The following is a 25,093-nucleotide window of genomic DNA, read 5'->3' as shown; positions in this document are numbered from 1 at the left end:
TAGCCGCTCACTAATTCATTATCTCATGGAAATAGATAACAAAACAAAAGAACAAATTGCCGCCGACTTACGCAAATATGTGGACAACATGGCGGGTGGAAGTGCAAATAAAGCAAGCAAGCTTTTGAAAGGTATAAGCAATGCCTATGTAAGCATGATGCTTTCGGGTAAATGGGGGTCTATAGGAGACGCCGCTTGGCGTAATATTCAAAAACAAGTGTCTGGCATAGGGGCTGAATGGATAGCGGTAAACACTAAAGCAACGGATATGCTTAATTTTTTATTGACTGACGCAAAAGCACACGCACTTACCTTAGCAATAATAGGCGATGCAGGTACAGGTAAAACATTCACTGCTAAACGGTATGCTGCTGAAAACGAAAATGTTTTTTTGGTGTGCTGTAATGAGTATTTCAACAGAAAGACTTTCTTGGCCGAACTGTTACAGGCAATGGGAAAAGACGGCGGGGGGTATACTGTTAGCGAAATGATGCAAACAGTTGTCTCCACCGCTCGCAAACTGGACAAAGTGCTTATCATTCTTGATGAAGCCGACAAACTAACAGATCAAGTGCTTTACTTCTTCATTTCCTTATACAATCTGCTTGAAGGAAAGGCGGCTTTAGTACTAATGGCTACGGATCACTTACAGAAGCGAATAGATAAGGGCGTGAACCTTAACAAGAAGGGCTATAAGGAAATCTTTAGCCGAATCGGCCGCAAATTTATACCGCTTCCTAAGCCTACTAAAGCCGATCAGCTAGGTATCATCAATGCAAACGGTATTCAAGATGAGTTAAAAGCTAGCGAAATAATCAATCAAAGTGAAGGTGATTTAAGGCGCGTAGAAAGACTTGTACATAGCAACAAAAGAAAGGCTGCATAATGGAGAAGGTTAGTTACATAGAGCAAATAAGAAGAATTACCCGCACTAACCAAGAGCGGGTAATGTCCCTTCTTGCTTGGGATGCGTTGCAATATGCCCAATATCAAGAGGAAATGGGCTATCTGTACTTAGCCTATGAGTATGGAGACACACCATTTATTAACGAATTGCCTTACACTTCTGCGTTTTGGAAGTGGTTTAAAAACCAATGGGCTAAACGTGAACAAGTTTTCTTATTGGCTGCTGATTCTATGTCTTATCGGGAAAGATTACGAGCATATATGGCTTTACATAATCCCGAAAGCTTAGAGTTTCGCCCACATCGTAAGATCATGGAACGGAGCTATGCTAATATGATCGCAAATGTAATTAAGGAGGTTGTAAGATGAATTTTGACCCAATAATAGCCTTGGTCGCCGATGAATATGGCGTAACGGTACAAGACATAAAATCACCTTCCAGAAAGAGGCAGATAAGCGAGGCTAGACAAATGACCTGCTACATATTGAGACACGAAGGATGCGTGAAATTATCAAGAGCCTTAAATAGACATCACACTACGGTAGTGATGGCTATTCAGGTCATGGAAGACCTTTTATCTTACGATAGGAAGATCGCTAACAGGTATAAAAATCTCATGATTGACATAGAAAATCAGCAATTCATACAGCTAAAAAAGAAGAAAATAGAAGACGAAATGACAGTAAAACTTAACATTAATCAGTTAGAGGGGGTAACCCTACTTGTAACTGCTGCTTTGAATGCCTACAAGCCAGATAATCTAGGAGAAAGCTTGCTTTACGAGATTGTAGATAAGGTTAACGATAGGCTTAAAGCTAAGATCAAAAAACGCCAATTTGAAAATAGAGTAGGCACAAGCATCACACTATCCTCTATTGAGGCTAAGGCCTTTCATTGTTGGTATAATCAAATTGTAACCATTTTTCAAGAAGACAGCTATCGGTATGAGCGTACCGTTGCTAACGCCATTCTAAACCAAATAGATAAGGTATATGCATAAGATTCAGCAAGAAATTGCGGAAGTCGAGAATTGGCTTCGCGATAACCCTAACAGCAATTGGGAGCACCGTTTCGATATGATAAAAAAGCTCTCGGAATTAAACGATCAGTTAAACTCTTTAAAATCTACTACAAATGACAATTAAACAGCAACAAGCAAAAGACAAAGTATGGTTTGACGAGGCAGGTACACAGATACCTTACAATAGGACTACTATGTATGAGCGTAATGCGGAGCGTTCAACATTTAAACTAGCTACAGAAGCCCTTAAAATACACGAGCAATTAGCTGCTTACAAGGAAAGGGTAAGGAAAGAGGCCGAAGAGCTTTATAAGCTCTTTTGTGAGGAAAATGGCGGGAAAATAGGAAAGGGTAAAGGCAATGCTACCTTCTACAATTTTGACAGGAGCATAAAAGTAGAAGTTAGCATTTCGGAAGCTATAACCTTCGATGAAAACACCATACAACTAGCTAAAGAAAAGCTAGACGAGGTATTAAGTGATGGATTGAACGGGGCTAAAGACTTCGTAAAGCCTTTAGTAATGGAAGCATTTCAAACTTCAAACGGCAAGCTAGATACAAAACGCGTCTTAGGTCTTCGCAGGTATACTGATCGTGTGCGCGACAATCGGTATAGCTTAGCCATGCAGCTTATCGACAAAGCTGTTAGACGACCAGATAGCAAAACATACTTTAGGGTATGGGTACGTGATTCAAATGGTCAGTACAAAGACATCCAATTAAATTTTGCAAGTATATAGTTATGGAAAAACAAGTTCAATTAGAAACCGTCCTTACGGACTTTGGCAATTACCTTCTTTCCGATGATCGCAAGGAGTTGTACGCTTCTCACCCCTCGCTAGGAAAAAGAAACCTAGACGAAAGGCTAAGTGCAGTCAATGACGCTGATTTAACTAATGCGTTCAGCGGTTCAAAACAGAATTAACCCGACTTGGAGCATGGCAGGGGTTCGTTTCCCCTGTCGGGTTCGGATAAATTAAATATCTCATGGAAAATAAAACAAAAGTAATCGGCTACGTAGACGGTGCAGAAGCCTACGAGCTAACAAAAAAAGAAAAACTAATGATCTGGGGGCTTGTGCTTCTTAGCTTGGCAGTACTGGTTTCAACAATCCTATTCTGGGAAACCGTAAGCAATTCAGTTAAGATAGGTATAGCTTTATGCCTAATTGCCTTCATTGATGTATTAGCGGCTATTAAACGTGCGAGAAATGCAAAGAAATGAGATGACAACAATGGAAAAGCTTTCACTAGGTGATCGCTTTTATTTCGCGAACGACAAGAAGCGTTTAGTATGGCAAAAAGTCGAGCACGAAACGACCCAAACGAAGTACAGGACATACAAACACTTCGCTTTGCTCGCTTCTGTTGTAGATAATCCCTGCATGAAAGAAGAATACAAAAAAAATCTTACTAAGGCGGTTAATAAAGATACTGCAATAGTGTTCTTAAGGAGGGCGGCTGTATGAACATTAATAGCATAAAAAATGCTTCTTCTCAAAGAGTAGTGCTTGATGAAATACTTAAACACGCTTTCAATAGTAAAGTTGATCACAATAGAAACAAAGAAAAGGGAACTATTACTATGTATTTCACATCGATCAGTAGTAAAAACTTACTGCTATTTACCAAGATTCTAAACAGTCCTTTTTTCGAAGGAATAGACCTCACTATAACGGTCTCAAGCGCAAGGTTAAAAGTAAAATTTACAGGAATAGCAGAAACAAAATAACAATGAAGGCATTAGGTATTGTACAATTTCATCAGAAAAAATTTGAATTATTGGATTTAGGGAAAACCCCATATAGAACACATTTAGGCAACATTCCTAAGAGCTTTACTTGTGTAGTAGGTGGGTTTAGTGGAAACGGTAAAACCGAATATTGCGTTAGACTAGCTAAGTTTCTTTGCGGGTTTGGTAAAGTAGGTTGGTTCTCATTCGAACAGCGTCACGGGTTTGATTTACAACTCGCTACTAGACGTAATAAAATGGAAGAACAAAACGGGCTTTTTATCCCAATAGACCCAATATCCAACCTTCCACAAGGTAAAACCTATCTTGAGGATATTTGCGAGTATTTAGACAAGAGAAACAGTCCTTTGTCTGTATTCATTGATAGTATTGACTATACGGGATGGAAAAAGGAAGACTACCTGTTTCTAAAGGAGCGGTACGATGGTAAAAAGATACTGATATTTATTTGCCATACAGATCAAGCAGGGAATCCCCGCAAAACGATAGCTAAAGATATTATTTTCGATGGAGGTATGTTTATACTGGTCAGTAAGTACATAGCTACTCCCATAAAAAACAGGTTTGGAGGCTTCGACCCATATGTGATCTGGGAGGAAAAAGCTAGAGAGTTAAACCCCGCGTTCTTTGCAAAAGAGTTTAAGAAACCCGCTAAGGTAAATGGTAAAACGAAAGATCAACAACCCCAACTGTTTGACAATTCTAACGTCGAAAACGAGGGGATAGAAGAAAATATTGTAAACGAAAGTGAGGGGGTATGTGCAAACGATCTAATAGAAAGTGAGGGGTAAATGCAATTGTACTTTACAGAAATGGAGAAAATGCTGTTTCTCGGCAAACGTGGATTTTCCATCATTTACAAGTCTACTGAAACGCATATACATGGTAGTAGGTTTGTTGACGAAGGAAAAAAAGAAGCTTTTGCAATCAAGCAAGGCAAAGAATTACCAGTAGATACAGCCTTTCACGAGGAACTTAAAAAAGCATTGATATCGTTATGAAGAAATTTGTTTTAACAAGCCCTAAGTTCATGGGCAGTATTCAATTTTGGTACAATGAAATTGATCTTCTAATCAATTATACTAATGAAACTGATTTGGACGAAACGGGGCATAAGTGGATGCTGGGTAATTTGCCAGAACACCTAAGCATGTTAGACGGGTTGAAAGCCAAAATAAAGGGCAATATAAATGAACTGCCGCCAGACTTGACATTTGAGGCATTCTATGAGCCTTATAGTCACAAGGTACAAAAGAAACGGGCATTAGCACTTTGGAACAAAATGAATGATGAATCTAAGTTAGCTGCTATTTTCTCTGTCAAACCTTATTTAGCGTATTTGCAGCGTGTAAAATGGCGTAACCAAGCCGACCCAGACACGTATTTGCGCAATGCGATGTATGAAACCGATTGGAACAAGCAACACAAATAAGATGATAGAATTGGTATTAGCATGGATAGCATTAACGTTGGCTATTGGCCTCGATAATATTGCGTCAGAAATTAAAAAATTGAAAAGTGACATCAACACAAACAATGAGAATGAAGAAACTAAAAATAGAAGAAGTTGAATATTTGAAAAGCCCGATTGATGCATATTGGAGCTTGGACAAGAAAAGTATTTCTGTGATTAAGGATAAGCCATATAGATACGATTATCGGAGAGGTGTCATTGATAAACTTGAAAACGATGTAATACCCTTTGGTTTTGAAGACCCCTTTATTAGGGGGCTTGATACTGCTAATTGCGCATTCCTTAACTTTTCGGCGCAATGGATTCCGTGTACAGAAGAGGGTGAAGAGGTTTTAATAATTTCAGAATAATGACACCTAAACAAATACGATATGTAAGAGGTTTGCTAGTTAAAGCAGGCCTCTTAGACATGAAAGACGAGATAGTCTTTAATTTCACAAATGGGCGTACCCAAAGCCTTAAGGAAATGACCTATCAAGAAACCAACGAGTTGATATCTTCATTAACTGGCAAGCTTAATCCCGATCTACACAAGCGAAACAAGATGATTGCCAAGATATTTTCGTTAGCTCATGAAATGCATTGGGAGTTGCCTAACGGCAATGTCGACCTAGCGCACATTGATATCTTTTGCTTAACGAAAACTAAGCAAAAAAAGAAGCTTAGTCGATTTGAAACGTCGGAATTACCTGAATTAGTAACCGTATTGGAAAGGGTTCATTTTTCATTTTTAAAAGGTATTTAAATGTTTGAAGACAAGGAAACAATTATAGAAAATACTTGCATAGCGCTGTTTGACGAATTTACAATTGTGTACTTTCCCGACCATCACGAACATGCAATGTGTTGCATAATTACTTTCAAGGTTAGCTACTTTTTTAGTATGAGTTGGCGTAAAATTTGTTTTTATTTCGACGGGTCTTCTCGCAATATAGAGGAACTTATTTTTAACGAAGCTATTAGACTATGTTCTTAATTGATTTTAAATTACGATATTTGATGCATGAAAAGATACTAATATTAGTAGTCGCACTTGTGGTAGCAATCGGCGCGTTCTACATTGCCTTATCACCGTCAAATAGTGAGATCAAAGCGGAGATGGCAAAGCGGGATAGTATACAGACGGAACATAAAGATACGGTCAATGACTTGTTTAAATAACAATAGCCCCAAGCGGGGCTTTTTTTATGCCTAAAAATGTAGGATAACTTTTTTAGGTAATGATCTATTTCACTTCGTATTTTTGTCTTAATGCGAGGCCGCCAAAAACTCTACGATGATCTAGTACAACCTAAGCCAGAACCTACAGGAAATGGCAAACGTCTTTATATGGCGAAAAGAGACGAAGCCCTTATTTATCGATACTATTTTTACTCCACTGTTGCAGGATTTTCATACGAAAAATGTTTACGTCTCTTAGAAGATGAGTTTTATTTAAGCGAGCGGGCTATTATAGCCCGCCTAGACGCAAATTACGAGTTGTTGAAAGAAGTTGTAGGCCGAAGCCCAAAAGTGTCTTATATCAAACAAAAATACCCTTATTACACTTGGGCTGTCTAATCGGATGTTGCCGACCTGTCCAAAAAAACCGTTTCGAATTTCATGTTAGTTACCTTATAGCCGTCAGACCGTTTCTCTTGTACCTGACTAACTCTGTCAAATTCGCCCTCTTTATCTCTATATCGTTGCAATTTTTTGTAGACAAGGTTATTTAAAGCAAATCGCTCAAGTGCGTTATTTCGGCTTAATACGGGGGTTCTTATTGCTGTTTCTCCAATAACGTCAACCGCTATACGCAGTGTGATAATACCTGTGATCTGTTGAACCTCCTTATCATAATCTAAACTTTGAGTTCTTGGAAACTCAATATCGATCAAAACGCACGGAAAGGCAAGTGCAGGACGCGTTTCATAGATGTCGAGTTGACCGTAATCTAAATCTATATCCCTAAGTTCGGGAATGTCTTTCAAAAGGTTTGAAACCTTATTATAAATTATATCTTCCATTATCTTCTAATTGCTTGATTTATGTGATTTAATGACGTGTTTCTAAGTTTAGTTAAAAGCACTGGACTTCTTCCAATGAATTGCCTTTGCGGCATATTGATACGATAAGCTTTAAAGCTTAAGCCTTGCCCCGCTGTGGTTCCTTTTTTAAAAGCTCCCATTCCGCCAAACATCTTTCCTCTTTTACCTCGCGAATATCTATTTCTTACAAAATTCTCACTTCTTGCAGCGCGATTGATAACACCACCGAAATTATGAATTGAAGCGTAAGGAGTATCGTTGTAGTACGTGACAGTGCTACTTGATGCCCTGAACTTATTTCCCCGCATTAATCGACCTGTTTTAACCAGTACTGTTCTAGGTTTTCCTTTATCCTTTTTTGCTCTTTTAGGCCATGAATTAAACGCGGCGCCTTGATAACCTTGACGTCTAAAATTGTCAAGTGCAAAGTTTACCATATCGTTACCGATCAGGGTAGGCAGCGTGTTTAGCTGCCTTACAATTCTATTCTTGAATGCTGTAAAACTACTTTCGAAACTCATTTTGCTATATTGAAAAAAACATGTACATTTGTGTGTGCTAAGCTTGCGAGCTATGCAATTGCAAACAGGGGGTTAAACATCGTTTTAACTCCCTGTTTGCGTTTAAGGCCGCTTGTAATTAAGATATTTGCCGTCAACCGTTCTAAATGTTATTTCCTTTAAATCTTTTAAAGCTTTAAATCGAGATCTTGCCATTCCTTCAAGGTTTCCAAAGTATTCGTCTAACTGGATAAGTACCCTGTTCGCTTGTTTATTACCCGCTCGTATCCTATTTTCTACTTTGTCCCACGTAACAGGTAAGGTTGGTCGCTCGTGCTCCCAATATTTGCCGTCTATCCGTAAGTCTGGGTTTTTATTGCCCTTTGTATCTGGTAGCAACTTGTTTCTTAGTTCTGCCTCTTTTGCATGTATCTCTGGTAAAACGTCCAATTTACCGCCCTTCTCGGCTAGTTCCGTTGCAATTTGCATTAAAGCTTTCATGTCGCTTTTATTATCGCGCTCCGCTACTATATGCAGTCGTATTTGCCCTTTTCCGACTTTAGTTACACTGTATTGCTCTTGTTCTGGTAAGTGGAAAACAGCGTTATCTAACACCTTCTTCGGTACGCCGTCATAATATGGATGATCTGGTGGAAAAGCTAATTTTTGTTTTCCTAGATTGACGCCAAAAATGCCAGGTTCAACAGATGGATAAATTATATCGCTATCATTAGTTGGAGTGGCATTTGCGTGCCGTCTTACCGTACTTCTACACCCATAATGATTAGGCGGATACCATTTATCCCAAAAGGGGTGTGTCCAATGGAGAATAACACCGTTGAGTTCTTTGCACTGATCGCTTGTGCGTCCATCTATAACGGCGACAAATTCTAGGTAAGGCAATACATTAGATTCAGCCTCAATCTGTGTCCATAGGCTTGACATTTGACCGCCCGCAATAGCTGTATTATACTCCGTCTCCAAATGACGAACATGGTCAATGTTAATCCGAACAGCGGCATCTCGAAAGTCATTGAAGCTTCTAATCCTATTGTTTGAGTCAACTAGCTCCCTACTGATAGCGGTTAGCTGTTGATAATTCTTGGCCGCGCTAAATTGCCATACGTTTTCTTTAAGTTTTAAAAGCGTTTCAAAATCTGGTAAATCAAAATCTACCTTTGGAATATCTAAGCCGTAGCCTTCCGTTACCCCCGTCCAAAGTCGATTAGCGTATTCTGAAACTACCTCTGGGTCTATTCCCCCTTTAGGCATCCCTTTATTTTCCCATACTTTTAAAGACATCTTTAAAAGTTTTTCAAATAATCCATTAGCTTCATTGTCGGTCACTGAAAGCTTTACACTACTTGAATGTTCTTTACAACAATCCAAATAAAGCGCGTCCAGTTTAGACATTAGTTCTGTATGGGGCATTGCTCCAAGCCCCGCAAGTGTTCTAATTAACCTTGCAGGGCGTGGTCGAAAAAATGTTTAGCTTTCTGCCATAAGTTGAGACTAGCTTTTGAAAGTTCTGCCTTATCTGGTTGTGAATTTTCTGTTTGTGGTATTGCTTGTGCGTTGGGAAGACTTGAATTAGCCGCTTTCTTGTCGTTCTTTTGCTGTTCGTAGTCTTCGGGTTTGGTCATGCCGTACGTTTCGTAAAAACTATTGTCGTCCATTGGTAAACCTAAATCCTTTACCATGCTCTTATGTATTTCGAAACGTTCTTTTAGTGAAAGCCTTTCTTCACCTTCGCCTTTGACAATAAAATACCCCCCCTCTGTATTAACTCCATTTGCTTCAAGTATCGGGATGAATTTTCGATTCAGAATACGCCTAGTGTAATCTCTTAACCCTTTAAACCCGCGTTCCTGTTCGTTGTTATGAGTTTCGCTTTGAGCATAACCGCTAGAGGAACTGCTAGTTGTAGTTTCGGTTACTCCTAGTATGGTTACGCTCATTTCTTGATTACAGGCATCTTTTAAAAGTTTAAATAATTGCCCATCCCCTGTACTTGCGTTCTTTTCAAACCTAATGTTTGAACCCTTTGGGATGACTGCATAGGCTGCGCTTCCTGCTTCCTCTAAAGCTTTTTCGAGTTGGATTCTTTGTGCTTCGTCATAGGTGTCGTATTCTCCAATTCGGAAGGGCATCCCGAATATTTCAGCGAATTGAGCCCAGTCCCCAAAGCCGCCACGTTTATAAATGACATATTGGGCGACTTTCATTAGTAAGCCTAAGTCATCTGGCTTACCCACTTCGAGGCATGTTTTTGCATAAATACCTTCACGTATGTTAATGCCTGTATCACCGCTTTGTTCACTTGCAAGTATTCCCTCTTTTGGACGTATATGTTTGCGAGGCATCTTCCAAACATCAAACCCGTTTTTAGTAAAATTTGTAAACTCAAACCACGTAATACCCCATAGCTTGGCTTCGACAATACCTCTTAAAACTTCCTCAAATTCATTCGTATCAATCATGTCATTGACAAGTGGTATTACTTCACCTTCTTTACTAAATTCCCATTCGGCACCAACTACGGCATTGATATACTTTTCAACAATTCCTGTCAAATGCCCATCCAGTAGAATGTTATCGTATAAATCATAAAGGGACGTTCTACGTGGGTTTATAGATTCGGCCGATTGTATAGCGTTCTTCCAAGACTGAATGTCGCTTGACTGACGGTTAACAGGTCTTATATTTATGTGCTGTTGTAATATATTTATTTCTTTCGGCTGTTCTGGGTTGGTTACCGCTACTTTGCCTTTAATACGTCTTTTGCTCATTTTTAAAATGCTTTTAAAAGTTTAAAAGTGGTTTCGTCTTCTGGGGTTGCTACCGTAAATAAATACTTGTGACGGGTCTACACCTGTAGAGGGGTTTACGGGTTTTGGCGGCCAGTTGCGAGGCGTTAGTTTTCCTGATTGAATTAATTTTAGCGTCTCTATAGCTTTTTCATAGCGGTCTTGAATAACCGCATAGTCTACGCCAACATTAGCAATTGCTATAAACTGCCAAGCAGCACACACTTTCACTAGTCCTAACAATAAGGGGTCTCTATTGTCAAGAGTTAATGGTTCTATGTCATCGTCAACGTCTTCTAACGGATCGGTTTCAAAATCAAGCGGGTCTAACAAGTCGCCTATGTCTTGAGTGATGTCAGCCGATGCCAGTAAAGTTGCTGTATCGAACCGTCCCATATACCCCGCCACCTCTTCAATTCCATAGGCAATAGCGGAAGTTAATAACTGTTCGTCTTGTCTGCTTATGGCGTCTACCTTTTCGCCGTAAATCAATGTTAAAATGTCTTGTCTCGTTATGAACATGGTTTTAAAATTTTATACTCGTTTACTATTGGTTGCGCGTTTTACGATCTTGATACTTGAGGCGTGAGTCGAGTGTTTTTGATTCAGTATATAAACCCCACCCTCGGCTGCGTCTGGCGCATCATCGTGCGCGCTGCTTCCCGGCTCTAAGCTTATGAATTGCTCTTCGCATCGTTGCATGTGCGGGTTATTTATTTCAGCCTTGTTGAGGATGAGTTTGCCGTTTCTGTTGAGTGGCTCTAATAACACTTCGATACGTACTATTTTTTCTGGTTTCTTGCGGGTGTCTCCAGATATCGGTATTACCTTGCCTCTTTTAATCCCTTCTTTGTAGAAAGCTTGCAATAACTCGTCTTGAATAAAGTTTGCTTCCATGAAGTAATAAACAGGCACCTTGTCACCTACAAACCCTGATATTTGATAGTGCCAATCTATCATAGCTGCTGTAGTAGTCTGTTCTACGAAAGCCTTTATAATGTGAAATTCATCCCGCCATTTCCCGATAAGAAGTGTCGCTTTAAAGTCGTTTTTTGAAGAGCTTTTGAAAGAGGGGTCTGTATAGCAAACAAGAAAACCGTATTCATTCAACGGCCTCATTTCCCCGTAGGTCATTTCTTTAAAAATTGTACCTTCTGATATCGGATTGTTGAAGTATTCTTTTTGAGCACTTGCGTAGCTGATCATGCGTAGCATGTCGTTAATGTCCTCTTCGCTGTTTTTTTCAGGCCAAGAGCTTTTCCCGTTCTCGTCTCGGATGTTGACGATACTAACATCGTGTGCGAGCTTCTCTAGCATTGATACGGTACAAACTTTAGCGATTTTATTATTGCACACAATAACCCGATAATCCCCAGAAACGGATACCGTTGGTATTAATGCTTCTTGTATCCATTTAAACTTTTCCTTAATTCTTCTTGGGTTTCGGCATTCCTCGTCTGTATCAATGTCATCAATGATAATGCAGTCGACACGGGAAGCACCATTACGGGTACCCCGTGGCGACTGACCAGCACCTAAAGCCCTCATTGAAAAACCACTAAGTGTTGTAAACTCGCTATCCGTCCAAGAACCTACCTTTTCCTGTAATCCGTAGTCATGAATTATGCGTTGATTGTTTTCTAATTGAAGCCTGTATGGAGTTAGCAGCCTTACTGCGTTATCCTGACTATTAGAAACTAGCAAGATGTTTTTTAGCTCCTTTGGCACAAGAGCGAGATACAACACAACCATCATTGTAAAAGTGGACTTAGCTAGCTCACGCGCCCACATTAGGATTTGAAACCACCTTTTATTCGCGATCAGACGTTTTAAAACTCTTCGATGAAACCTCGCCAGTTTTACTTTACAGTATTCCGTGAAATAGTATTCAAACCATTTTACAGGGTCTGCTTCCAAGCTTTTTAATCTAATTGCTTGCTGTGCGGGCGTTTCATTGAGATCAATAAATGTTGTTTGCCTGATGTTGGAGGCGAAAGATTCCCAATCTATTAAAGCCCTCTTATCAATTGGTTTTAATGCGGGCTTTATCATCTTAGATTGGCTTTAATGTACAGGTCAAAGCATTCAGTTAATAGTTTGGCTTTGTCTAGGTCTACGGTTCTAAAAAAGTTAACAACCTCCATTGAGGCTTCAATAACGTTCCTAACTGATGTTTCGGTTTCCAGAGATTTTATTGTCGCTGAAAGCTTTGCTAACGTGTCACTTTCCTTACTGTCTGCAAATCGCTTACCTATCGGCTTCTGATCTATCGAATCATTTAGCTCCCTTATTTGCGAATAGAGTCGAGCTAGTTCCTCTTCTTTGGTTAGGATGCTGTATGTTTTGATTTTATCCCAACCTTCTTCGTTAACCCATTTGCTGATACTCTGCTGTGAAATGCCTGTACGTATGGCTATTTCTTTCTGGGTAATTTTCTCACGAAGGAAAAGGGTTTTTGCCCAGTCCTTTTTTTGCGCTGTTGTGAGTGTTTTTGTTGCCATATTTTACCGTTTGTGAAGCAAAAATGGCCTAATAAAAGGGGGTAAAAAATTCACCTAACAGAGAGTGTACACGTGATGCACAACGCGTGTACAATGTGCGTCTACGCTCTGTAAACCAAGTTTTTTAAGTCAAAATACCGCCTTTCCTTTGCCTCAACAAACGACAAAAAATGTTGAGAGGAACCAAACGAATAGTTATTTCAAATGAATCAGTCAACCGCCTTGGTTTCTGGGTAAGAACGGCGGGTATTGATTTGAGTTTTTACCTAAAAAGTCCTATCCTAAAATTCGAACACGAGAAGATTGGTCGTTCTAGCCTGCCTATTGGAAAGTTGGTTGATTTACGAGTAGAAGAGAATGGCGATTTAACTGGATTACCAGAATTTGACCCAGACGACACTTTTGCGGTTGAATTACACGGAAAGTACGAAAAGGGTATCATAAATATGGCAAGTTCAGGCTTTATTGCTAAAGAATGGACTGACAACCCAGACTACCTAAAAGACGGCCAGTTGTATCCTACACTTTACACTTCCATCCTAGATGAAGTATCAATAGTAGAACGCGGTATCAATTTCGACTGCCTTTCGTATGTGTCTCTTTCCGCTAACAACGGTAAGCGAGTTCAATTATCACAATCAGGCGAGGACTTAAACCTTCCAAAGCTTTCATCTAAAAACAACAATATGAATAAAATTGAGATCACAAACCCTAGTGGTTTACTAGCAGTATTGAAACTTAGCGCGAACGATGCTAATGAAACTTCAATCCTAGCAGCTATTCAGAAGGTAGCTAACGAAAACATTCAACTTTCAGCCGATAAGTTGGACTTGACAAAGAAACTTACCGATAAAGAAAAGGAACTGAATGAGGTTAAGCTTTCCGCTCAAAAGGCTAAAGTTGAGCAATTGGTGCAAAAGGCTGTAGATGACCGTAAGATTACCGCTGATGAAAAAGAAGAGTATGTAGCCTTAGCGACAAGTAACTACGAAAGTGTAGAAAAGCTATTGGCTAAAAAAGCTTCTTCACCAACTGCACAAAGTACCTTATCTGGTGATAGTAAAACTCGTGTCTCGGAACTGGTTAAACTAAGTTTCTCCGAATTGCATAAAAACGGTGGATTGGAGGAATTGAAAAAGTTAGACCCCGAAGCTTATAAGAAGAAAATAAGCGAGTAAGTATACTCCCTAACGACTTAACGAATCTTTTTAAAACCCTTTTAAAACAATTAAAAACAACGAAATGAAACAATTTATTAAATCCTTTTTAGTGCCATTTTTAGGCTTCTTACTTATGATAGCGCCTGTTGTAGCGGCTGTGACAGAGCAAATCAATATTTCACCACAAATAGCCGCTGTGGGTGTTACAGTGGTTCTTATTGCTCTTTCCGTGCTCGGTAAAAAGTACTCTGCTCCAAACGTGAATGTCGCAGGTGTGACGGTCGAAATTTGGGTAAAGTACATAATTGAAAGGTTTTGGAAGAATAATGCATTTATGAAAAATGCCTTTAATGACGATCAGTATGTTATTGGAGGCAAAATAGTACACATTCCACAGCCGGGCGCCAAACCCGTGGTAAGGAAAAATAGAACTACGTTTCCTGCCGCTGCTGTTCGTAGAACCGACACCGATATACTTTATGCGCTCGATGAATACTCAACCGATCCGACACACATACAAGACGCTGAGAAAGTCGAATTGAGCTATGATAAAATTGATAGCGTTTTAGGTGATCATATTGGCGCTATTGCTGACGTTGCCGCCGATGATATGATTTTGAAATGGCTTGCTGACATTCAAGCAGCTAATATCATTAAAACTACTGGTCCCGCTACAGCGGCTACATTAGTTGGTGCTACTGGAAACAGAAAAGCAGCGGTTCACAAAGACATTCGCCGCGCTCGTTTATTGATGAATACTAACAATGTTCCTCAAGGTGACCGCTTCGGATTGCTTGAAGAAAATATGGCAGATCAAATTTTTGAAAGCTTAAGTGACAACGAGCAAAGAAACTTCACGGAATATGCTGACGCATCAACAGGTGTTTTAGGCCGTCTTTACAGCTTCGATATTATGACGAGAAGCAGTGTAGCCGCTGCTACAAACACTGATGCTATAAAAGCATTAGACGCAGAAATACTAGCTACGGATAATGCGGTATCGATGTTTTGGCATAAGAACGCCGTAGCACGGGCGCAAGGTGAAGTTAAATTATTCGATAATGTTAACGACCCTCAATACTATGGTGACATTTATAGTGCCTTAGTACGAATGGGCGGACGTAGACGCCGTGCGGATGATTTAGGAGTAGTTGCGTTGATTCAAGATGCAGTTGCCTAATGAATTGGTTCGAAAGGCTTTTGAAGACCTACGGATATGAGAGTTTGGCGCATGTAGGTGAAAGCCTAGCGCCAAGCTTAAAATACGCAGGTTTCACCACTGGTAGTACGATGTTAAGCGCATTTGCTGTAAGCGTAGATAGGATTTTCGGTTTAGATGCTTACGCGTTCTTCGCATTCTTAATAGTTCTTCTCACTGAGTTAATTAGCGGTATTACCGCAAGTAGAATAAGAAAAGAGGAACTAAGCAGCATGAAGTTTAGCCGTTTCCTTTTTAAGGTTTTTTACTACCTCGTTTTGATTGCCGTTCCTTACCTGTTTTCGGCCTCTTTCAAATTTCATAGCAAAGATATGGCCGCTATTGTATTCGATTGGATGCATGTGTTTCTGGTGATACAAATAGTATTAGAAAACATGATTTCCATTTTGGAGAATATGGCAGTGATCAGTGGAAAACCAAAAACGCACATCATTAACAAGCTTACTGAAAAGATTGAAAATCTTATAAAATGACAAGACAAGATTACATAAAACTTATCGCTCCTGTTGCCCAAAAGGTATGCAAGGGTACGGGTCTTTTCGCTAGTCTCATGATAGCGCAAGCTATCGTAGAAAGCCATAATGGTGCAAAGAATACGCTTAGCTTATTAGCGGCAAAATATCACAATCACTTTGGCATTAAGACCTCTAAAGGTTGGACTGGCGCCGTTGTCAACCTGAAAACGCGTGAAGTCTTTAGTAATAAAGACGTGTACATAAGAGACGGTTTTAGAGCCTATCCAACACTAGAAACTGGGTTTGCTGATCGAAATAGGTTTTTAACAGTCAATCAACGCTACACCCGTGCGGGAGTATTTGCAGCTAAAACGCCAGAACAACAAGCTATAGCGTTGCAAGCGGCGGGATATGCAACCGACCCTAATTATGCTAAAGTATTGGGTCAAGTAATTAACGGATCGGCGAAACTAAAACAATACGATGTATGAAAAAAGGGAAGTGAAAAACGTAGCGTTTTTGCTCTTAGTTCTGGTGGGGGCTTTAGTCTCTTTCTTATTTTTTAGTTCATGTGGTAGCCGTAAGAAAACTATATCAACAAGGGAGGCTATTAGCGAAACGGTGACCGAAACAAAGGGGGTAGATGTTAAATCCATTACCGAAACTAGGCAGTACGGTGAGCGTTTAACGGGTTCAATCCCTGTAAAAATACTGCATAGCGATAGCTCTAACGTGGTTATTGAAAGTAAGGGCGGAAAACTGACGCTATCTAACAAAGGTGGAAGTTTAAATTTTGACTTAGAAGCAAAGCCAACCACTACCACCAACTCTTACAACGAAGGTCGTTTAACGGCTGACAGTACAACATCAAAAGCAACTGAAAACAAACAGGTCATCGATGAAACTAGAAAAGGGTTCACGCTGCCTTGGTGGGGTTGGGCAACCATAGTTTTTGCAGTAGTACTCGCTGTTTATTTAACTCTTAGAAAACTCTTAAAACACTTTTAAAACACTTTAAAATGGATAATAAAACAAAAGAAACATTGGCGTTTCTATTCGCACGAAACAAAGAGGCAAATTCGTTCAGCATGACTTCTGACGGTCAATTCTTTTCGGAGAAACACCGTGCCGAATCACACAGCCAAAACCTTAAAGACGCAAAGGTTACTACTTATCATCGTTCGGCTTTTGAAACGGTTGATAAGCTTAAGGCTCAATTATCAGCGAAGGAAGCGGAAGTAGAAGCGGTTAAGGCTGAACAGACAGCTAAAGAAGCGGCTGAACAAGCTGCTAATAAGGCTACCAAAACGGAAGAACTGGAAACCGTTACTTCTGGTGAAAATCAAGAAGAAAAACCAGTAGAAGAGACAAAAGTTAAAACCACTAAAAAAGCTAAATAGACATGGCAAACTTCATTTATACAGGCTTAAAAAAAGCAACATTTTACCCGATTTTGGAAGACGGTACATTAGATACCGCTAATCCTATAGAGCTTGGTAAAATTTATCAAGACACGCTCAAAGGCACTCGTGCTGACGATACAGTGCAAGATCATTTCGCGGAAGGTGAGCCAGAAAATCCCGCAGAGTCTTTTTCTACCAAAGGAGTTAAGACAATCACTTTGCAATTAATGCAGATTATACCCGAAGCTGTTGCAGCCATTTTTGGTGGTACTATCACTACAGTTGATGGTAAAAAGGTTTGGAAAGAGCCAAGAGACACCCCTCAAGTCTACTTAGGGGCTGAATTTGAGACAAAAAACGGTTTGATCAAACGATATAACCGCTTGAAGGTTTCCGCGAAGGAAAACGACAACTATATGGCTAACCAGTTGATGTTGATTGACGTATCAATGCGGGTTCTTAACCCTATGGTCGCGTCGTTGGGCCCAAGTGAAACTGTTTGGCCTGAAACTGTTACTACTCCTTAAACTATAGTGTATGGACGCTAAAAACATCGAAAAATTAGCAGCCGATAGTTTATTAAATAGGGGCGTGCGTTACAATATGCCCGCCCCTAAATTTTTAAGGTTGCTATTTATTAAGCACATACCAATCACTTTAAGACGTCCTTATTATGGTATATCCACGCATATATCACGGCTTTATGTATCGACTGGAATTGACCCAGAAACTACTAAAGAATTGACGAGGCACAAAATTTTTGAATTACATCATAGTCACGGCAAAACCTTCTCGAAGATTATAGCCTACGCTGTGTTGAACAGCTTCTTTCTTACATGGTTGGTAAGACCTTTAGCGTGGTTTTTTAGGGCGTTTTGCCACGAAGAAGAATTTGTGACTATGCTGTACATCATATTAGCCCTATCTGCGAAAAAGGATTTCGTAGATATTATCGGATTGGCGGCGGGGATGGTAGTAACCAGTCCAGCCAACGAGACGAGCCAAGAGAACGAGGGGAGTTAAAAGCCGTTGGCTTACATAGCCCCGTAGGGTTGGTATTTTATTTAATGAAAGAGTTAGGACGAAGCAAATGGTACGTGTTATGGCGGATGACTCTGTTTGAAATACAGATTGCGTTAGACGATCAACCACGAACAATTAAAACAGGTAAAGACCCTGATAAATCGGAATATACAGAAATATCAGACGAAGAATTTGGCAACTTATGAGCAACAGGTTAGACCCAATAGACTTACAGTTCATTATTAACAGCGCAGAGTTTCAGGCGGAACTTGAAAGGATTCGTACTGATACAAGGCGTACTATTCGAGAAATTGAAGCCGATGCGCAAAGAACTGGTAAAGCTTTAGATAGATTGTCGCAAACACTTGCGGGTGTCTTCTCTATCTCTGCTGCTAAAAGTTTCGTTACTGAACTATTACACGTCCGTGGTGAATTTCAGCAAATTGAAAACTCCCTTGAAACAATGTTACGTAGTTCCACCAAAGCAATCGCTTTGATGGAAGAGTGGAAAGGGCTAACGTTAAGGTCTCCTTTTAGACTTTCCGAAATTGCAGCCAGTGGAAAGCAGTTACTTGCTTATGGTATCGATGTACAAAACGTTACCCATGACATTGAAATGCTCGCTAACATTGCTTCTGGTGTTTCACAACCCATTAGCGAAATCGCCTATCTGTATGGAACCTTAAGAACGCAAGGCCGTGCCTATTCAAGGGATATTTTGCAATTTACCAATAGAGGTATTAACCTTTTACCTCTCCTTTCCAAACAGTTGGGTATAGCTCAAAAAGATGTAATGGCATTTGTGGAAGCGGGTAAAGTGGGTTTTACGGACGTTGAACAAGCCTTTATATCTATGACTAGCGAAGGTGGTCAATTCTATAATTTGATTGGAAAACAAGCTGAAACACTTACTGGTCAGATCAACAGATTAAAGCACGAATGGGAATTGATGTTAAATGAGATTGGCGAAGATAATGAAGGTTTCCTTTCGGGTGTGATCGGTACTGCTGCTACAGTGGTAGAGCATTACGATACTGTTCTTGATATTATGGGGGTGTTGATCGCCACCTATGGAGCATACCGCGCGGCTGTAATCGTAACTACAGCTATAGAGGCCGCGCGTGCTACTAGCTTGGTACGGTTGAACGCGGTACAGTTATTGGCAGAGGCGGGTGCTGTTGCTTTAAGAAGAGCACAATTAGCATTAAACGCCGCTGTTTCTGCTAACCCTTATGTTATCGGTGCTGCCGCTCTTGCGGGTTTGGTTACCTATATGGCACTTGCTGCTGACAACACCGATAACCTTACCTCCTCAAAGAAAATAGAAAAGGACATAATAGAAAGCGTAACTAGCAGTGTCGAAACGCAAAGGTTAAAGCTCCAAGAGCTTTTGAAAACGGCGAAAGACGAAAACGCTAGCAAGGCATCACGTTTAAAGGCTTTAAAAGATATCAATGCTATCAGTCCCGAATATCTCGGAAACTTAAATCTTGAGAACATCAATACGAAAGCCGCTACTGACGCTGTAGACGAATACATTAAAGCATTGAGACGCTTAAGTATGGAAAAGGCCATAAATGATAAGCGTACTGATTTAATGAGCAAAATAGTCGATATCCAAGTTCGGAGTTCTGGCGATTTTAGCGTGTTCGATCAGCTAGCAGCGGGCGCAAAAAGTCTATTGCCTTCCAACTGGCACAGGAGTAGCGCGGATATTCTATTGCAAACCGAAGAATTAAAGGGTTACTACGAAGCCCTAGACGCTTTGGCTAAAATGCAAAAAGAAGCATTAGAAGAGACTGCAATCGAAGAGGAAATAGCCCAAAAGCGTACCCTTAAATTCTTGGATGAACGTATTAAAGAACTGAAAGAAGAGCAATCTGCTCAATCTGACAGTAAAGCTGTTTTTGAAAAATACCAAAAGCAAATAGACGCTTTGGAAGCCGAAAAAACCCGAATTACTGGGAAATTGTCTAAGGAAAATAAGAAGATCGCTGACGAGCAAAAAAAGATGCTTCAAACCATCGCGGAAGCGGAAGAGGAAGCTTTTAGAAAAGGTCTTGCCCGTAACGAAGAAGAGATAAAGGCGAACAAGGATAAGTACGAGAAGATGCGTAGGGAAGCAAAAGAAGCGGGGCTTGGTGCAGGTGTTTTAGAGCGTATAGATCGTATTGAAGAAAGAACTACAGGCGACATAAGATATAGACAAGAAACTGAAAAATTTAAAATAGAACTAGATCGTCAGAAAGAACTTTTTGCAGATTACGAGGAATATAAAAACAAGCTATCCGTTGAGGCTGCGAACAAAAGGTTTGAGGGTGAAAAGGCCAACTATGACAGTTATTCTAGCTACGTTCAAAGCGAGATTGATAAGCTTAATAGTGCTACATCTGGCAGAGAAAAAACGGGCGTTGAACAGGAACGCTTGAAAGTGTTATCTGACTTGCTTAAGGCTGCTCTAAATGATGAGGCGAAACAACGTGACCAATACTATATAGAGGCGTTTGAAGCTGCTGCAAGTCTCGAACAAGAGCTATTAACGATAAAGAAAAAGTACGCCAAGTTAGCCGCTGATCTGGGTGACCCGAACAATCCAGAATTAAAACGCCAAAGGGACGAAGAAATACTAGCGGCGGAAGATCAGGCTTTCAAAAGGACGGCAATCTTTAGAAAGTTAAATAATGATATTCTAGACCTAACAGCCGACCAGATCAGGCAAGAGATTCAATTATTGAACAAGGCGCTTGGAAACGATTTGTTAAGTCCCGAAACCTACGCCGCGGTTCAAAGTAAGATCACTGACTTAACTAATGTGATCGGAAGTAGACCTTCTACAAACAGGACGTTTTGGGACGTGATAATGGGGAAAGGTTTCTCCGAACGAGAAAATAGTATCAAGGCACAACTTAATCTTATCGAAGAATCAATTTCGAAGGAAAAGCTTAGTGCCGATGAAATTATACGTCAGACAGAAGAGGCTACACGGCTTAAACAGCAGCTAAAAGAAATAGCTACCCAAAAGTGGGAAGTACTGTCAAGTCGCTTACAGGAAATAGGACAATCGTTCAACGAAATAGCAAATGCTCTTCCAGATACAAATGCGGGTCTTAAAGATACTTTATTGACGTTGGGTCAAATAGTACAAGTCGGTTCTGATGCTTCGGGTTCTGTTGGTTCCTTTATGTCTGGTGATATTATCGGTGGGATTACCAAAGGAATAAAAGCTATCGCGGGGGTTGTCAACATTTTTAAGGCGGGAAAGGAAAGTGCTAAACAGGCTAGAAAGGAAGTTGAAGCCTACTATAATGCATTGAAAACGGGTGAATACGAGTATGCGAAATTACTCCGAGAACGTAAAAGAGATCATGAGGATATTAACGATTTAACCCGTACGGAATTGGCCTTGCGCCGTCAACTACTGCAAACTCAAACAGGTGCCGCGCTTGGCGAATACAATCGTCTATTAGCCCAAATACAAGCCAATGGGCAACAGATTACAGGTGTTACAACCGAAAAATACGGAGGGTTTCTAGGTATTGGTAGAAAAACTAGGTCTGTTCAGCAAACAGCGGGCGTAAGGGGCGCAACCTATGAAGAGCTAGAGCAAATGTACACAGAAGGCCGTTTAACCGATGATACTAGGAAATGGTTTGAGCAACTACAAAAGGTGAAAGGTGAAGTAGATGATATCAATCAATTATTGAAAGATATCGATGACTTGGAGATAAGCAAGTTCACGGGGGGCTTAACCGCTGATAGCATTGCGTCAACAATAAAGGACGGGTTTAATAGCGGCAAAAAACATATTATCGACTTCGCCGATGATGCCGAAAGTATTTTAAAAAATGCGTTGCTTTCCTCACTTAGCTATACTGTATTAGAAGAGCCTTTAAAAGAACTTGTAAAGCAATTTCAAAAAGATGCTGATGGCGGTTTAAGTAAGGACGGAATAGAAAGATTTAAAAATGGTTTTAACTCGATTGTTGAAAGTGGATTAGATGCCCTGTCTGAAATTGAAAAGGCTACAGGGATAAAGTTCAATGGTGACAGTTCGAAAACAAGTCCAATGGCGGGAGCCATTCAACAAATTAGTTACGATCAAGCAAACGCATTAGAAGGTCTAATTCGATCTGACTACGACTTAAGTAAACGTCATTATCTATTTATTGAAAAAAGTACTTCTCAACAACTAGCGGCTACGCTTGAAATCGTCCGTAGTAATGCCGCCATTGAAGATAATACAGCAAATGCGGTAACGAAACTAGAAGAGGCTGTAACCGAACTCAAAACAATTTCAAAAAACACTAAGCCCCAAATGACGGGCAGAGATGGAGGATACGGCTAATGTTAGGAGCACACATAATTGACGGCAAAGACCTATATGGCACTTACAAAACATTCGTAGAAAGCGGTTCTACTGGTTTTCTGGAAGTTAATACAAAGCCACGTTTTACACATGATTGGGGTGACGAAAATGGTATAGAAATCGACTTAACGACATCACCACTATTAAAAGAAAGAGAGGTTTCTCTTGGTTGCGTAATGAGGGCAAATTCGGAACAAGAGTTTTGGATAAACTGGAAAGCATTAGTTAGGCACCTTTCCCAGAATGGATTACGCAGGTTGTACATTGGGGAATATAATAGAAGCTTTTTTGTCTTTCTAAATAGTGTGACAAATTTCAAAAAGGCAACTAGGTTAAGTGGCTCAAATTACATAGGCTGCACCTTTACAATCAATCTTGTGGAGCCTTCGCCCGACTTCTGGATACAATACAATGTCTTAACTGACAAAAACGGTAATCCGTTATTAACAACAAATCGTGAAAAAATAATAATAAAAGACAATGGCTGAAGAAATAGAAATTGGTAATCTCGGTATTGCCACGCAAACCGAGGAAGCGAAGCTTTTAGGTATTGATATCAATGGTGATACATATCTTTTCAGATTACAAGCAATTCTCGCTTTAGTTAATACTACGGGGATTGAACAACCACCCGCCGTAGGTGCTACACTTCCAAAACCGTCTAGCACTAAGGTAATGATCGGTGTAAAAGCGGGAACTTATCCGCAGCCTACAGGCGGTGGGTCAGCTATGGTTGCACCCGCTAATGCCTTTAACATCGCTTACTTTAATGGCACCCGATGGGATATTATAGAAAGTCTTCCCGTTAATGCTGATTTGAGCGGTTTTGCAACCGTCAAAGGTGATACAAATTCTTTGGAAGGTATCTATTTAGCTAGCAAAACCCTTGATTTGGGTGCTGCTCAAGCAGGACGTTATACGAACGCTTTCACGCAAGATACTAACTCTTCTTACAAAAAGACAGATTATTTGTTAGTGTCGCCTGAATGGATACTTACTATAGCCTCTGGTCAACATTCTAATTGCGTTTCAGTTGAGTTCGATAAATACAAAAATCCATTAAAAGTAATGACTTGGACGGCGGGAATGCCTTTTTCGTTGCATCCAGATACGCGATATCTAAGATTTAGTTCTCTCGGTAACGCTTCTACTCCTGTTCCTTATGTTGTTCAGGTTTCAGGAGCAATAAACACAAGTTTTAGAGAACTTTCAATGCAGTTGATAGAAGCCCAAAAGGCGGTAGCTCCTACTAGCGACAACGTATTTAATTGGCGTACCATTTTGCATAATACGCAACTTAACAGTACAGGTTCATTAGGGTATAATGCTGCCACTTTGAAAACGACACCTCTAACTCGTGTCAGCGAAACAGGGCTATATGTAGTAAAAGTTAACGCAACTATTAATGCTGTAAGGATTGCTTCTTATGATGCCTTTGGAGTTTACATCGAGGGGTCTTATAACAGCCTTGCGGGGGCTGATACTTTGGTAGATCAAATGTTTGGACGGTATGGTTACTTAAACGTGCATCCGAACGCCGTTTATATCAGGTATTGTTTTGACCACCGAGCAGAGAACACACAGGAGCAATTAGAAAGTATATTTTTAATGCCCGCTAGGGCGTGGAGATCGTTGCTTTTTAATAAGCAGTACTATAGCGATTTAAACACAAGCAGAATAAGAAGTTTTCTGAAAAGTGAACGAGTAATTGATACTGACATAACATCAAAGGTCATTCTTAAATTGGGTGATTCTATAACCGCTAATTTGGCCGCTGCCGGCAGTTGGAACATATGGTTTAATGGTGCTCTTATGCCTTTCAAAGTGGTTGGCACTCCTACTGGCGGCGCAACTTTGACTAGCAACGAAAACTTGTTTGGGGATGCATATAGGACAACTGGGGGCAACACGTTTATGCGTCAGTGTGAAGTTGCTGTAAATGCTATTACTAATGGAACATACCCCGTTCCTGACGTTGTTATTATTATGGGTGGTACAAACGACTTTGATTTGGGTAGGCACGTTACACCTACGGAGTTGGGAGCAACGGACTATGATCAGTACATGGAGCAAACATTTTTTACTCAAGCCCCAGATCATAACGTCCTTTTGCCTTTGGAAAGTGTAAACAGAGGCAAAATAGCAGGTGCATTAAGATATATTGTTGAACGCATTGGAACAATTGCGCCAAATGCAATATTCGTTATCTGCACGCCAATTCAGAGCACCTTACACAATCAGTTGAGTGCTCGCAGAGTGGTTCGTGATATCCGATGGACTGCCCAACGTCTGAATATCCCGTTAATTGATCAGCACGCCGCTGCGGGAATGGTTCCACTTTGGGACTATGGCGAGAACAGAAGATTCTTAGGCGATCGAGTTCACCCGTTTACCGACACAGGACAAACACGAGGCTCTGCCGTTATGGGTAGGTTTGTTACAAATGAGTTTTTAAAGGCATTTATACCTAATGTTTAA

33 protein-coding genes are annotated in these 25,093 nt (G+C 40.3%); 26 read left to right on the top strand and 7 right to left on the bottom strand.

Annotation, left to right across the window (positions count from 1 at the left end):
• The first annotated feature begins 25 nt into the window (after positions 1 to 25).
• The 14 genes from QT327_RS21405 to QT327_RS21340 all read left to right on the top strand — a co-directional run bounded on the left by QT327_RS21405 (position 26) and on the right by QT327_RS21340 (position 6,714).
• Positions 26 to 886, top strand: a complete 861-nt coding sequence (locus QT327_RS21405) for an AAA family ATPase (protein ID WP_289553994.1) — start codon at positions 26 to 28, stop codon at positions 884 to 886.
• On the top strand, positions 886 to 1,275 hold the full coding sequence (locus QT327_RS21400; protein ID WP_289553993.1) for a hypothetical protein: 390 nt from the start codon (positions 886 to 888) through the stop codon (positions 1,273 to 1,275). Before QT327_RS21405 ends, QT327_RS21400 begins: the two co-directional genes overlap by 1 nt.
• On the top strand, positions 1,272 to 1,907 hold the full coding sequence (locus QT327_RS21395; RefSeq protein WP_289553992.1) for a helix-turn-helix domain-containing protein: 636 nt from the start codon (positions 1,272 to 1,274) through the stop codon (positions 1,905 to 1,907). The genes QT327_RS21400 and QT327_RS21395 overlap by 4 nt, the downstream gene beginning before the upstream one ends.
• Positions 1,908 to 2,041: 134 nt before the next feature.
• Positions 2,042 to 2,668: a DUF3164 family protein gene (locus QT327_RS21390; protein ID WP_289553991.1), complete on the top strand. Its 627-nt coding sequence runs from the start codon at positions 2,042 to 2,044 to the stop codon at positions 2,666 to 2,668.
• Between the two features lie 2 nt (positions 2,669 to 2,670).
• Entirely contained in the window at positions 2,671 to 2,853 is a 183-nt protein-coding gene (locus tag QT327_RS21385) for a hypothetical protein (protein ID WP_289553990.1), read from the top strand.
• A gap of 62 nt (positions 2,854 to 2,915) precedes the next feature.
• Positions 2,916 to 3,152: a hypothetical protein gene (locus QT327_RS21380; protein WP_289553989.1), complete on the top strand. Its 237-nt coding sequence runs from the start codon at positions 2,916 to 2,918 to the stop codon at positions 3,150 to 3,152.
• Complete coding sequence (locus QT327_RS21375) at positions 3,139 to 3,396, top strand: hypothetical protein (protein WP_289553987.1); 258 nt, start codon at positions 3,139 to 3,141, stop codon at positions 3,394 to 3,396. Before QT327_RS21380 ends, QT327_RS21375 begins: the two co-directional genes overlap by 14 nt.
• 265 nt (positions 3,397 to 3,661) lie before the next feature.
• Positions 3,662 to 4,471, top strand: a complete 810-nt coding sequence (locus QT327_RS21370; protein WP_289553986.1) for a hypothetical protein — start codon at positions 3,662 to 3,664, stop codon at positions 4,469 to 4,471.
• A gap of 21 nt (positions 4,472 to 4,492) precedes the next feature.
• The gene (locus tag QT327_RS21365) at positions 4,493 to 4,681 is read left to right on the top strand and encodes a hypothetical protein (RefSeq protein ID WP_289553985.1); all 189 of its coding nucleotides are present in this window, start codon (positions 4,493 to 4,495) and stop codon (positions 4,679 to 4,681) included.
• Positions 4,678 to 5,112, top strand: a complete 435-nt coding sequence (locus QT327_RS21360) for an LvrA C-terminal domain-related protein (RefSeq protein WP_289553984.1) — start codon at positions 4,678 to 4,680, stop codon at positions 5,110 to 5,112. The genes QT327_RS21365 and QT327_RS21360 overlap by 4 nt, the downstream gene beginning before the upstream one ends.
• Before the next feature lie 110 nt (positions 5,113 to 5,222).
• Positions 5,223 to 5,504 (top strand): hypothetical protein, encoded by a 282-nt coding sequence (locus tag QT327_RS21355; RefSeq protein WP_289553983.1) that lies wholly within the window; start codon positions 5,223 to 5,225, stop codon positions 5,502 to 5,504.
• A complete protein-coding gene (locus tag QT327_RS21350; RefSeq protein ID WP_289553982.1) occupies positions 5,504 to 5,899 on the top strand; it encodes a hypothetical protein in 396 nt (131 codons plus the stop codon). Before QT327_RS21355 ends, QT327_RS21350 begins: the two co-directional genes overlap by 1 nt.
• 254 nt (positions 5,900 to 6,153) lie before the next feature.
• Positions 6,154 to 6,315 (top strand): hypothetical protein, encoded by a 162-nt coding sequence (locus tag QT327_RS21345; RefSeq protein WP_289553981.1) that lies wholly within the window; start codon positions 6,154 to 6,156, stop codon positions 6,313 to 6,315.
• Positions 6,316 to 6,483: 168 nt separating this feature from the next.
• Entirely contained in the window at positions 6,484 to 6,714 is a 231-nt protein-coding gene (locus QT327_RS21340) for a hypothetical protein (protein ID WP_289553980.1), read from the top strand.
• Here the strand turns inward: QT327_RS21340 and QT327_RS21335 are convergent.
• The 7 genes from QT327_RS21335 to QT327_RS21305 all read right to left on the bottom strand — a co-directional run bounded on the left by QT327_RS21335 (position 6,711) and on the right by QT327_RS21305 (position 12,989).
• Positions 6,711 to 7,160 (bottom strand): hypothetical protein, encoded by a 450-nt coding sequence (locus QT327_RS21335; protein ID WP_289553979.1) that lies wholly within the window; start codon positions 7,158 to 7,160, stop codon positions 6,711 to 6,713. The genes QT327_RS21340 and QT327_RS21335 overlap by 4 nt on opposite strands.
• Positions 7,160 to 7,702, bottom strand: a complete 543-nt coding sequence (locus QT327_RS21330) for a phage virion morphogenesis family protein (protein WP_289553978.1) — start codon at positions 7,700 to 7,702, stop codon at positions 7,160 to 7,162. Before QT327_RS21330 ends, QT327_RS21335 begins: the two co-directional genes overlap by 1 nt.
• A 102-nt stretch (positions 7,703 to 7,804) precedes the next feature.
• A complete protein-coding gene (locus QT327_RS21325; protein WP_289553977.1) occupies positions 7,805 to 8,983 on the bottom strand; it encodes a minor capsid protein in 1,179 nt (392 codons plus the stop codon).
• A gap of 155 nt (positions 8,984 to 9,138) precedes the next feature.
• A complete protein-coding gene (locus tag QT327_RS21320; protein ID WP_289553975.1) occupies positions 9,139 to 10,470 on the bottom strand; it encodes a phage portal protein family protein in 1,332 nt (443 codons plus the stop codon).
• Positions 10,471 to 10,491: 21 nt separating this feature from the next.
• On the bottom strand, positions 10,492 to 11,010 hold the full coding sequence (locus tag QT327_RS21315) for a hypothetical protein (protein ID WP_289553974.1): 519 nt from the start codon (positions 11,008 to 11,010) through the stop codon (positions 10,492 to 10,494).
• 12 nt (positions 11,011 to 11,022) lie between these two features.
• Entirely contained in the window at positions 11,023 to 12,540 is a 1,518-nt protein-coding gene (locus QT327_RS21310) for a hypothetical protein (protein WP_289553972.1), read from the bottom strand.
• The gene (locus tag QT327_RS21305; protein ID WP_289553971.1) at positions 12,537 to 12,989 is read right to left on the bottom strand and encodes a YfeC-like transcriptional regulator; all 453 of its coding nucleotides are present in this window, start codon (positions 12,987 to 12,989) and stop codon (positions 12,537 to 12,539) included. The genes QT327_RS21310 and QT327_RS21305 overlap by 4 nt, the downstream gene beginning before the upstream one ends.
• Before the next feature lie 170 nt (positions 12,990 to 13,159).
• On the opposite strand from QT327_RS21305, the gene QT327_RS21300 reads away from it, so the two are divergent.
• The 12 genes from QT327_RS21300 (at position 13,160) to QT327_RS21245 (ending at position 25,093) form a co-directional block, all read left to right on the top strand.
• On the top strand, positions 13,160 to 14,167 hold the full coding sequence (locus QT327_RS21300; RefSeq protein ID WP_289553970.1) for a hypothetical protein: 1,008 nt from the start codon (positions 13,160 to 13,162) through the stop codon (positions 14,165 to 14,167).
• 64 nt (positions 14,168 to 14,231) lie between these two features.
• Positions 14,232 to 15,329, top strand: a complete 1,098-nt coding sequence (locus QT327_RS21295) for a hypothetical protein (protein WP_289553969.1) — start codon at positions 14,232 to 14,234, stop codon at positions 15,327 to 15,329.
• Positions 15,329 to 15,841 carry a phage holin family protein gene (locus QT327_RS21290; RefSeq protein WP_289553968.1) on the top strand — a complete coding sequence of 171 codons (513 nt, stop codon included), beginning with the start codon at positions 15,329 to 15,331 and terminating at the stop codon, positions 15,839 to 15,841. The genes QT327_RS21295 and QT327_RS21290 overlap by 1 nt, the downstream gene beginning before the upstream one ends.
• Complete coding sequence (locus tag QT327_RS21285; RefSeq protein ID WP_289553967.1) at positions 15,838 to 16,314, top strand: glycoside hydrolase family 73 protein; 477 nt, start codon at positions 15,838 to 15,840, stop codon at positions 16,312 to 16,314. Before QT327_RS21290 ends, QT327_RS21285 begins: the two co-directional genes overlap by 4 nt.
• Positions 16,307 to 16,831: a hypothetical protein gene (locus tag QT327_RS21280; RefSeq protein WP_289553965.1), complete on the top strand. Its 525-nt coding sequence runs from the start codon at positions 16,307 to 16,309 to the stop codon at positions 16,829 to 16,831. The genes QT327_RS21285 and QT327_RS21280 overlap by 8 nt, the downstream gene beginning before the upstream one ends.
• A gap of 11 nt (positions 16,832 to 16,842) precedes the next feature.
• Positions 16,843 to 17,223 carry a hypothetical protein gene (locus tag QT327_RS21275; protein ID WP_289553964.1) on the top strand — a complete coding sequence of 127 codons (381 nt, stop codon included), beginning with the start codon at positions 16,843 to 16,845 and terminating at the stop codon, positions 17,221 to 17,223.
• A 2-nt stretch (positions 17,224 to 17,225) separates the two neighbouring features.
• Positions 17,226 to 17,753 carry a hypothetical protein gene (locus tag QT327_RS21270; RefSeq protein WP_289553963.1) on the top strand — a complete coding sequence of 176 codons (528 nt, stop codon included), beginning with the start codon at positions 17,226 to 17,228 and terminating at the stop codon, positions 17,751 to 17,753.
• 10 nt (positions 17,754 to 17,763) lie between these two features.
• The gene (locus tag QT327_RS21265) at positions 17,764 to 18,249 is read left to right on the top strand and encodes a hypothetical protein (protein WP_289553962.1); all 486 of its coding nucleotides are present in this window, start codon (positions 17,764 to 17,766) and stop codon (positions 18,247 to 18,249) included.
• 44 nt (positions 18,250 to 18,293) lie between these two features.
• Complete coding sequence (locus QT327_RS21260) at positions 18,294 to 18,455, top strand: hypothetical protein (RefSeq protein ID WP_289553961.1); 162 nt, start codon at positions 18,294 to 18,296, stop codon at positions 18,453 to 18,455.
• Entirely contained in the window at positions 18,452 to 22,594 is a 4,143-nt protein-coding gene (locus QT327_RS21255; protein WP_289553960.1) for a tape measure protein, read from the top strand. The genes QT327_RS21260 and QT327_RS21255 overlap by 4 nt, the downstream gene beginning before the upstream one ends.
• Positions 22,594 to 23,103 carry a hypothetical protein gene (locus tag QT327_RS21250; RefSeq protein WP_289553959.1) on the top strand — a complete coding sequence of 170 codons (510 nt, stop codon included), beginning with the start codon at positions 22,594 to 22,596 and terminating at the stop codon, positions 23,101 to 23,103. The genes QT327_RS21255 and QT327_RS21250 overlap by 1 nt, the downstream gene beginning before the upstream one ends.
• Positions 23,096 to 25,093 (top strand): SGNH/GDSL hydrolase family protein, encoded by a 1,998-nt coding sequence (locus tag QT327_RS21245; protein ID WP_289553958.1) that lies wholly within the window; start codon positions 23,096 to 23,098, stop codon positions 25,091 to 25,093. The genes QT327_RS21250 and QT327_RS21245 overlap by 8 nt, the downstream gene beginning before the upstream one ends.

The organism is Olivibacter sp. 47, from assembly GCF_030372825.1.
GTDB classification, from domain to species: Bacteria; Bacteroidota; Bacteroidia; order Sphingobacteriales; family Sphingobacteriaceae; genus Olivibacter; species Olivibacter oleidegradans.
The sequence above is the reverse complement of the archived record's forward strand: the minus strand, read 5'-3'. Positions and strand labels throughout refer to the sequence as shown.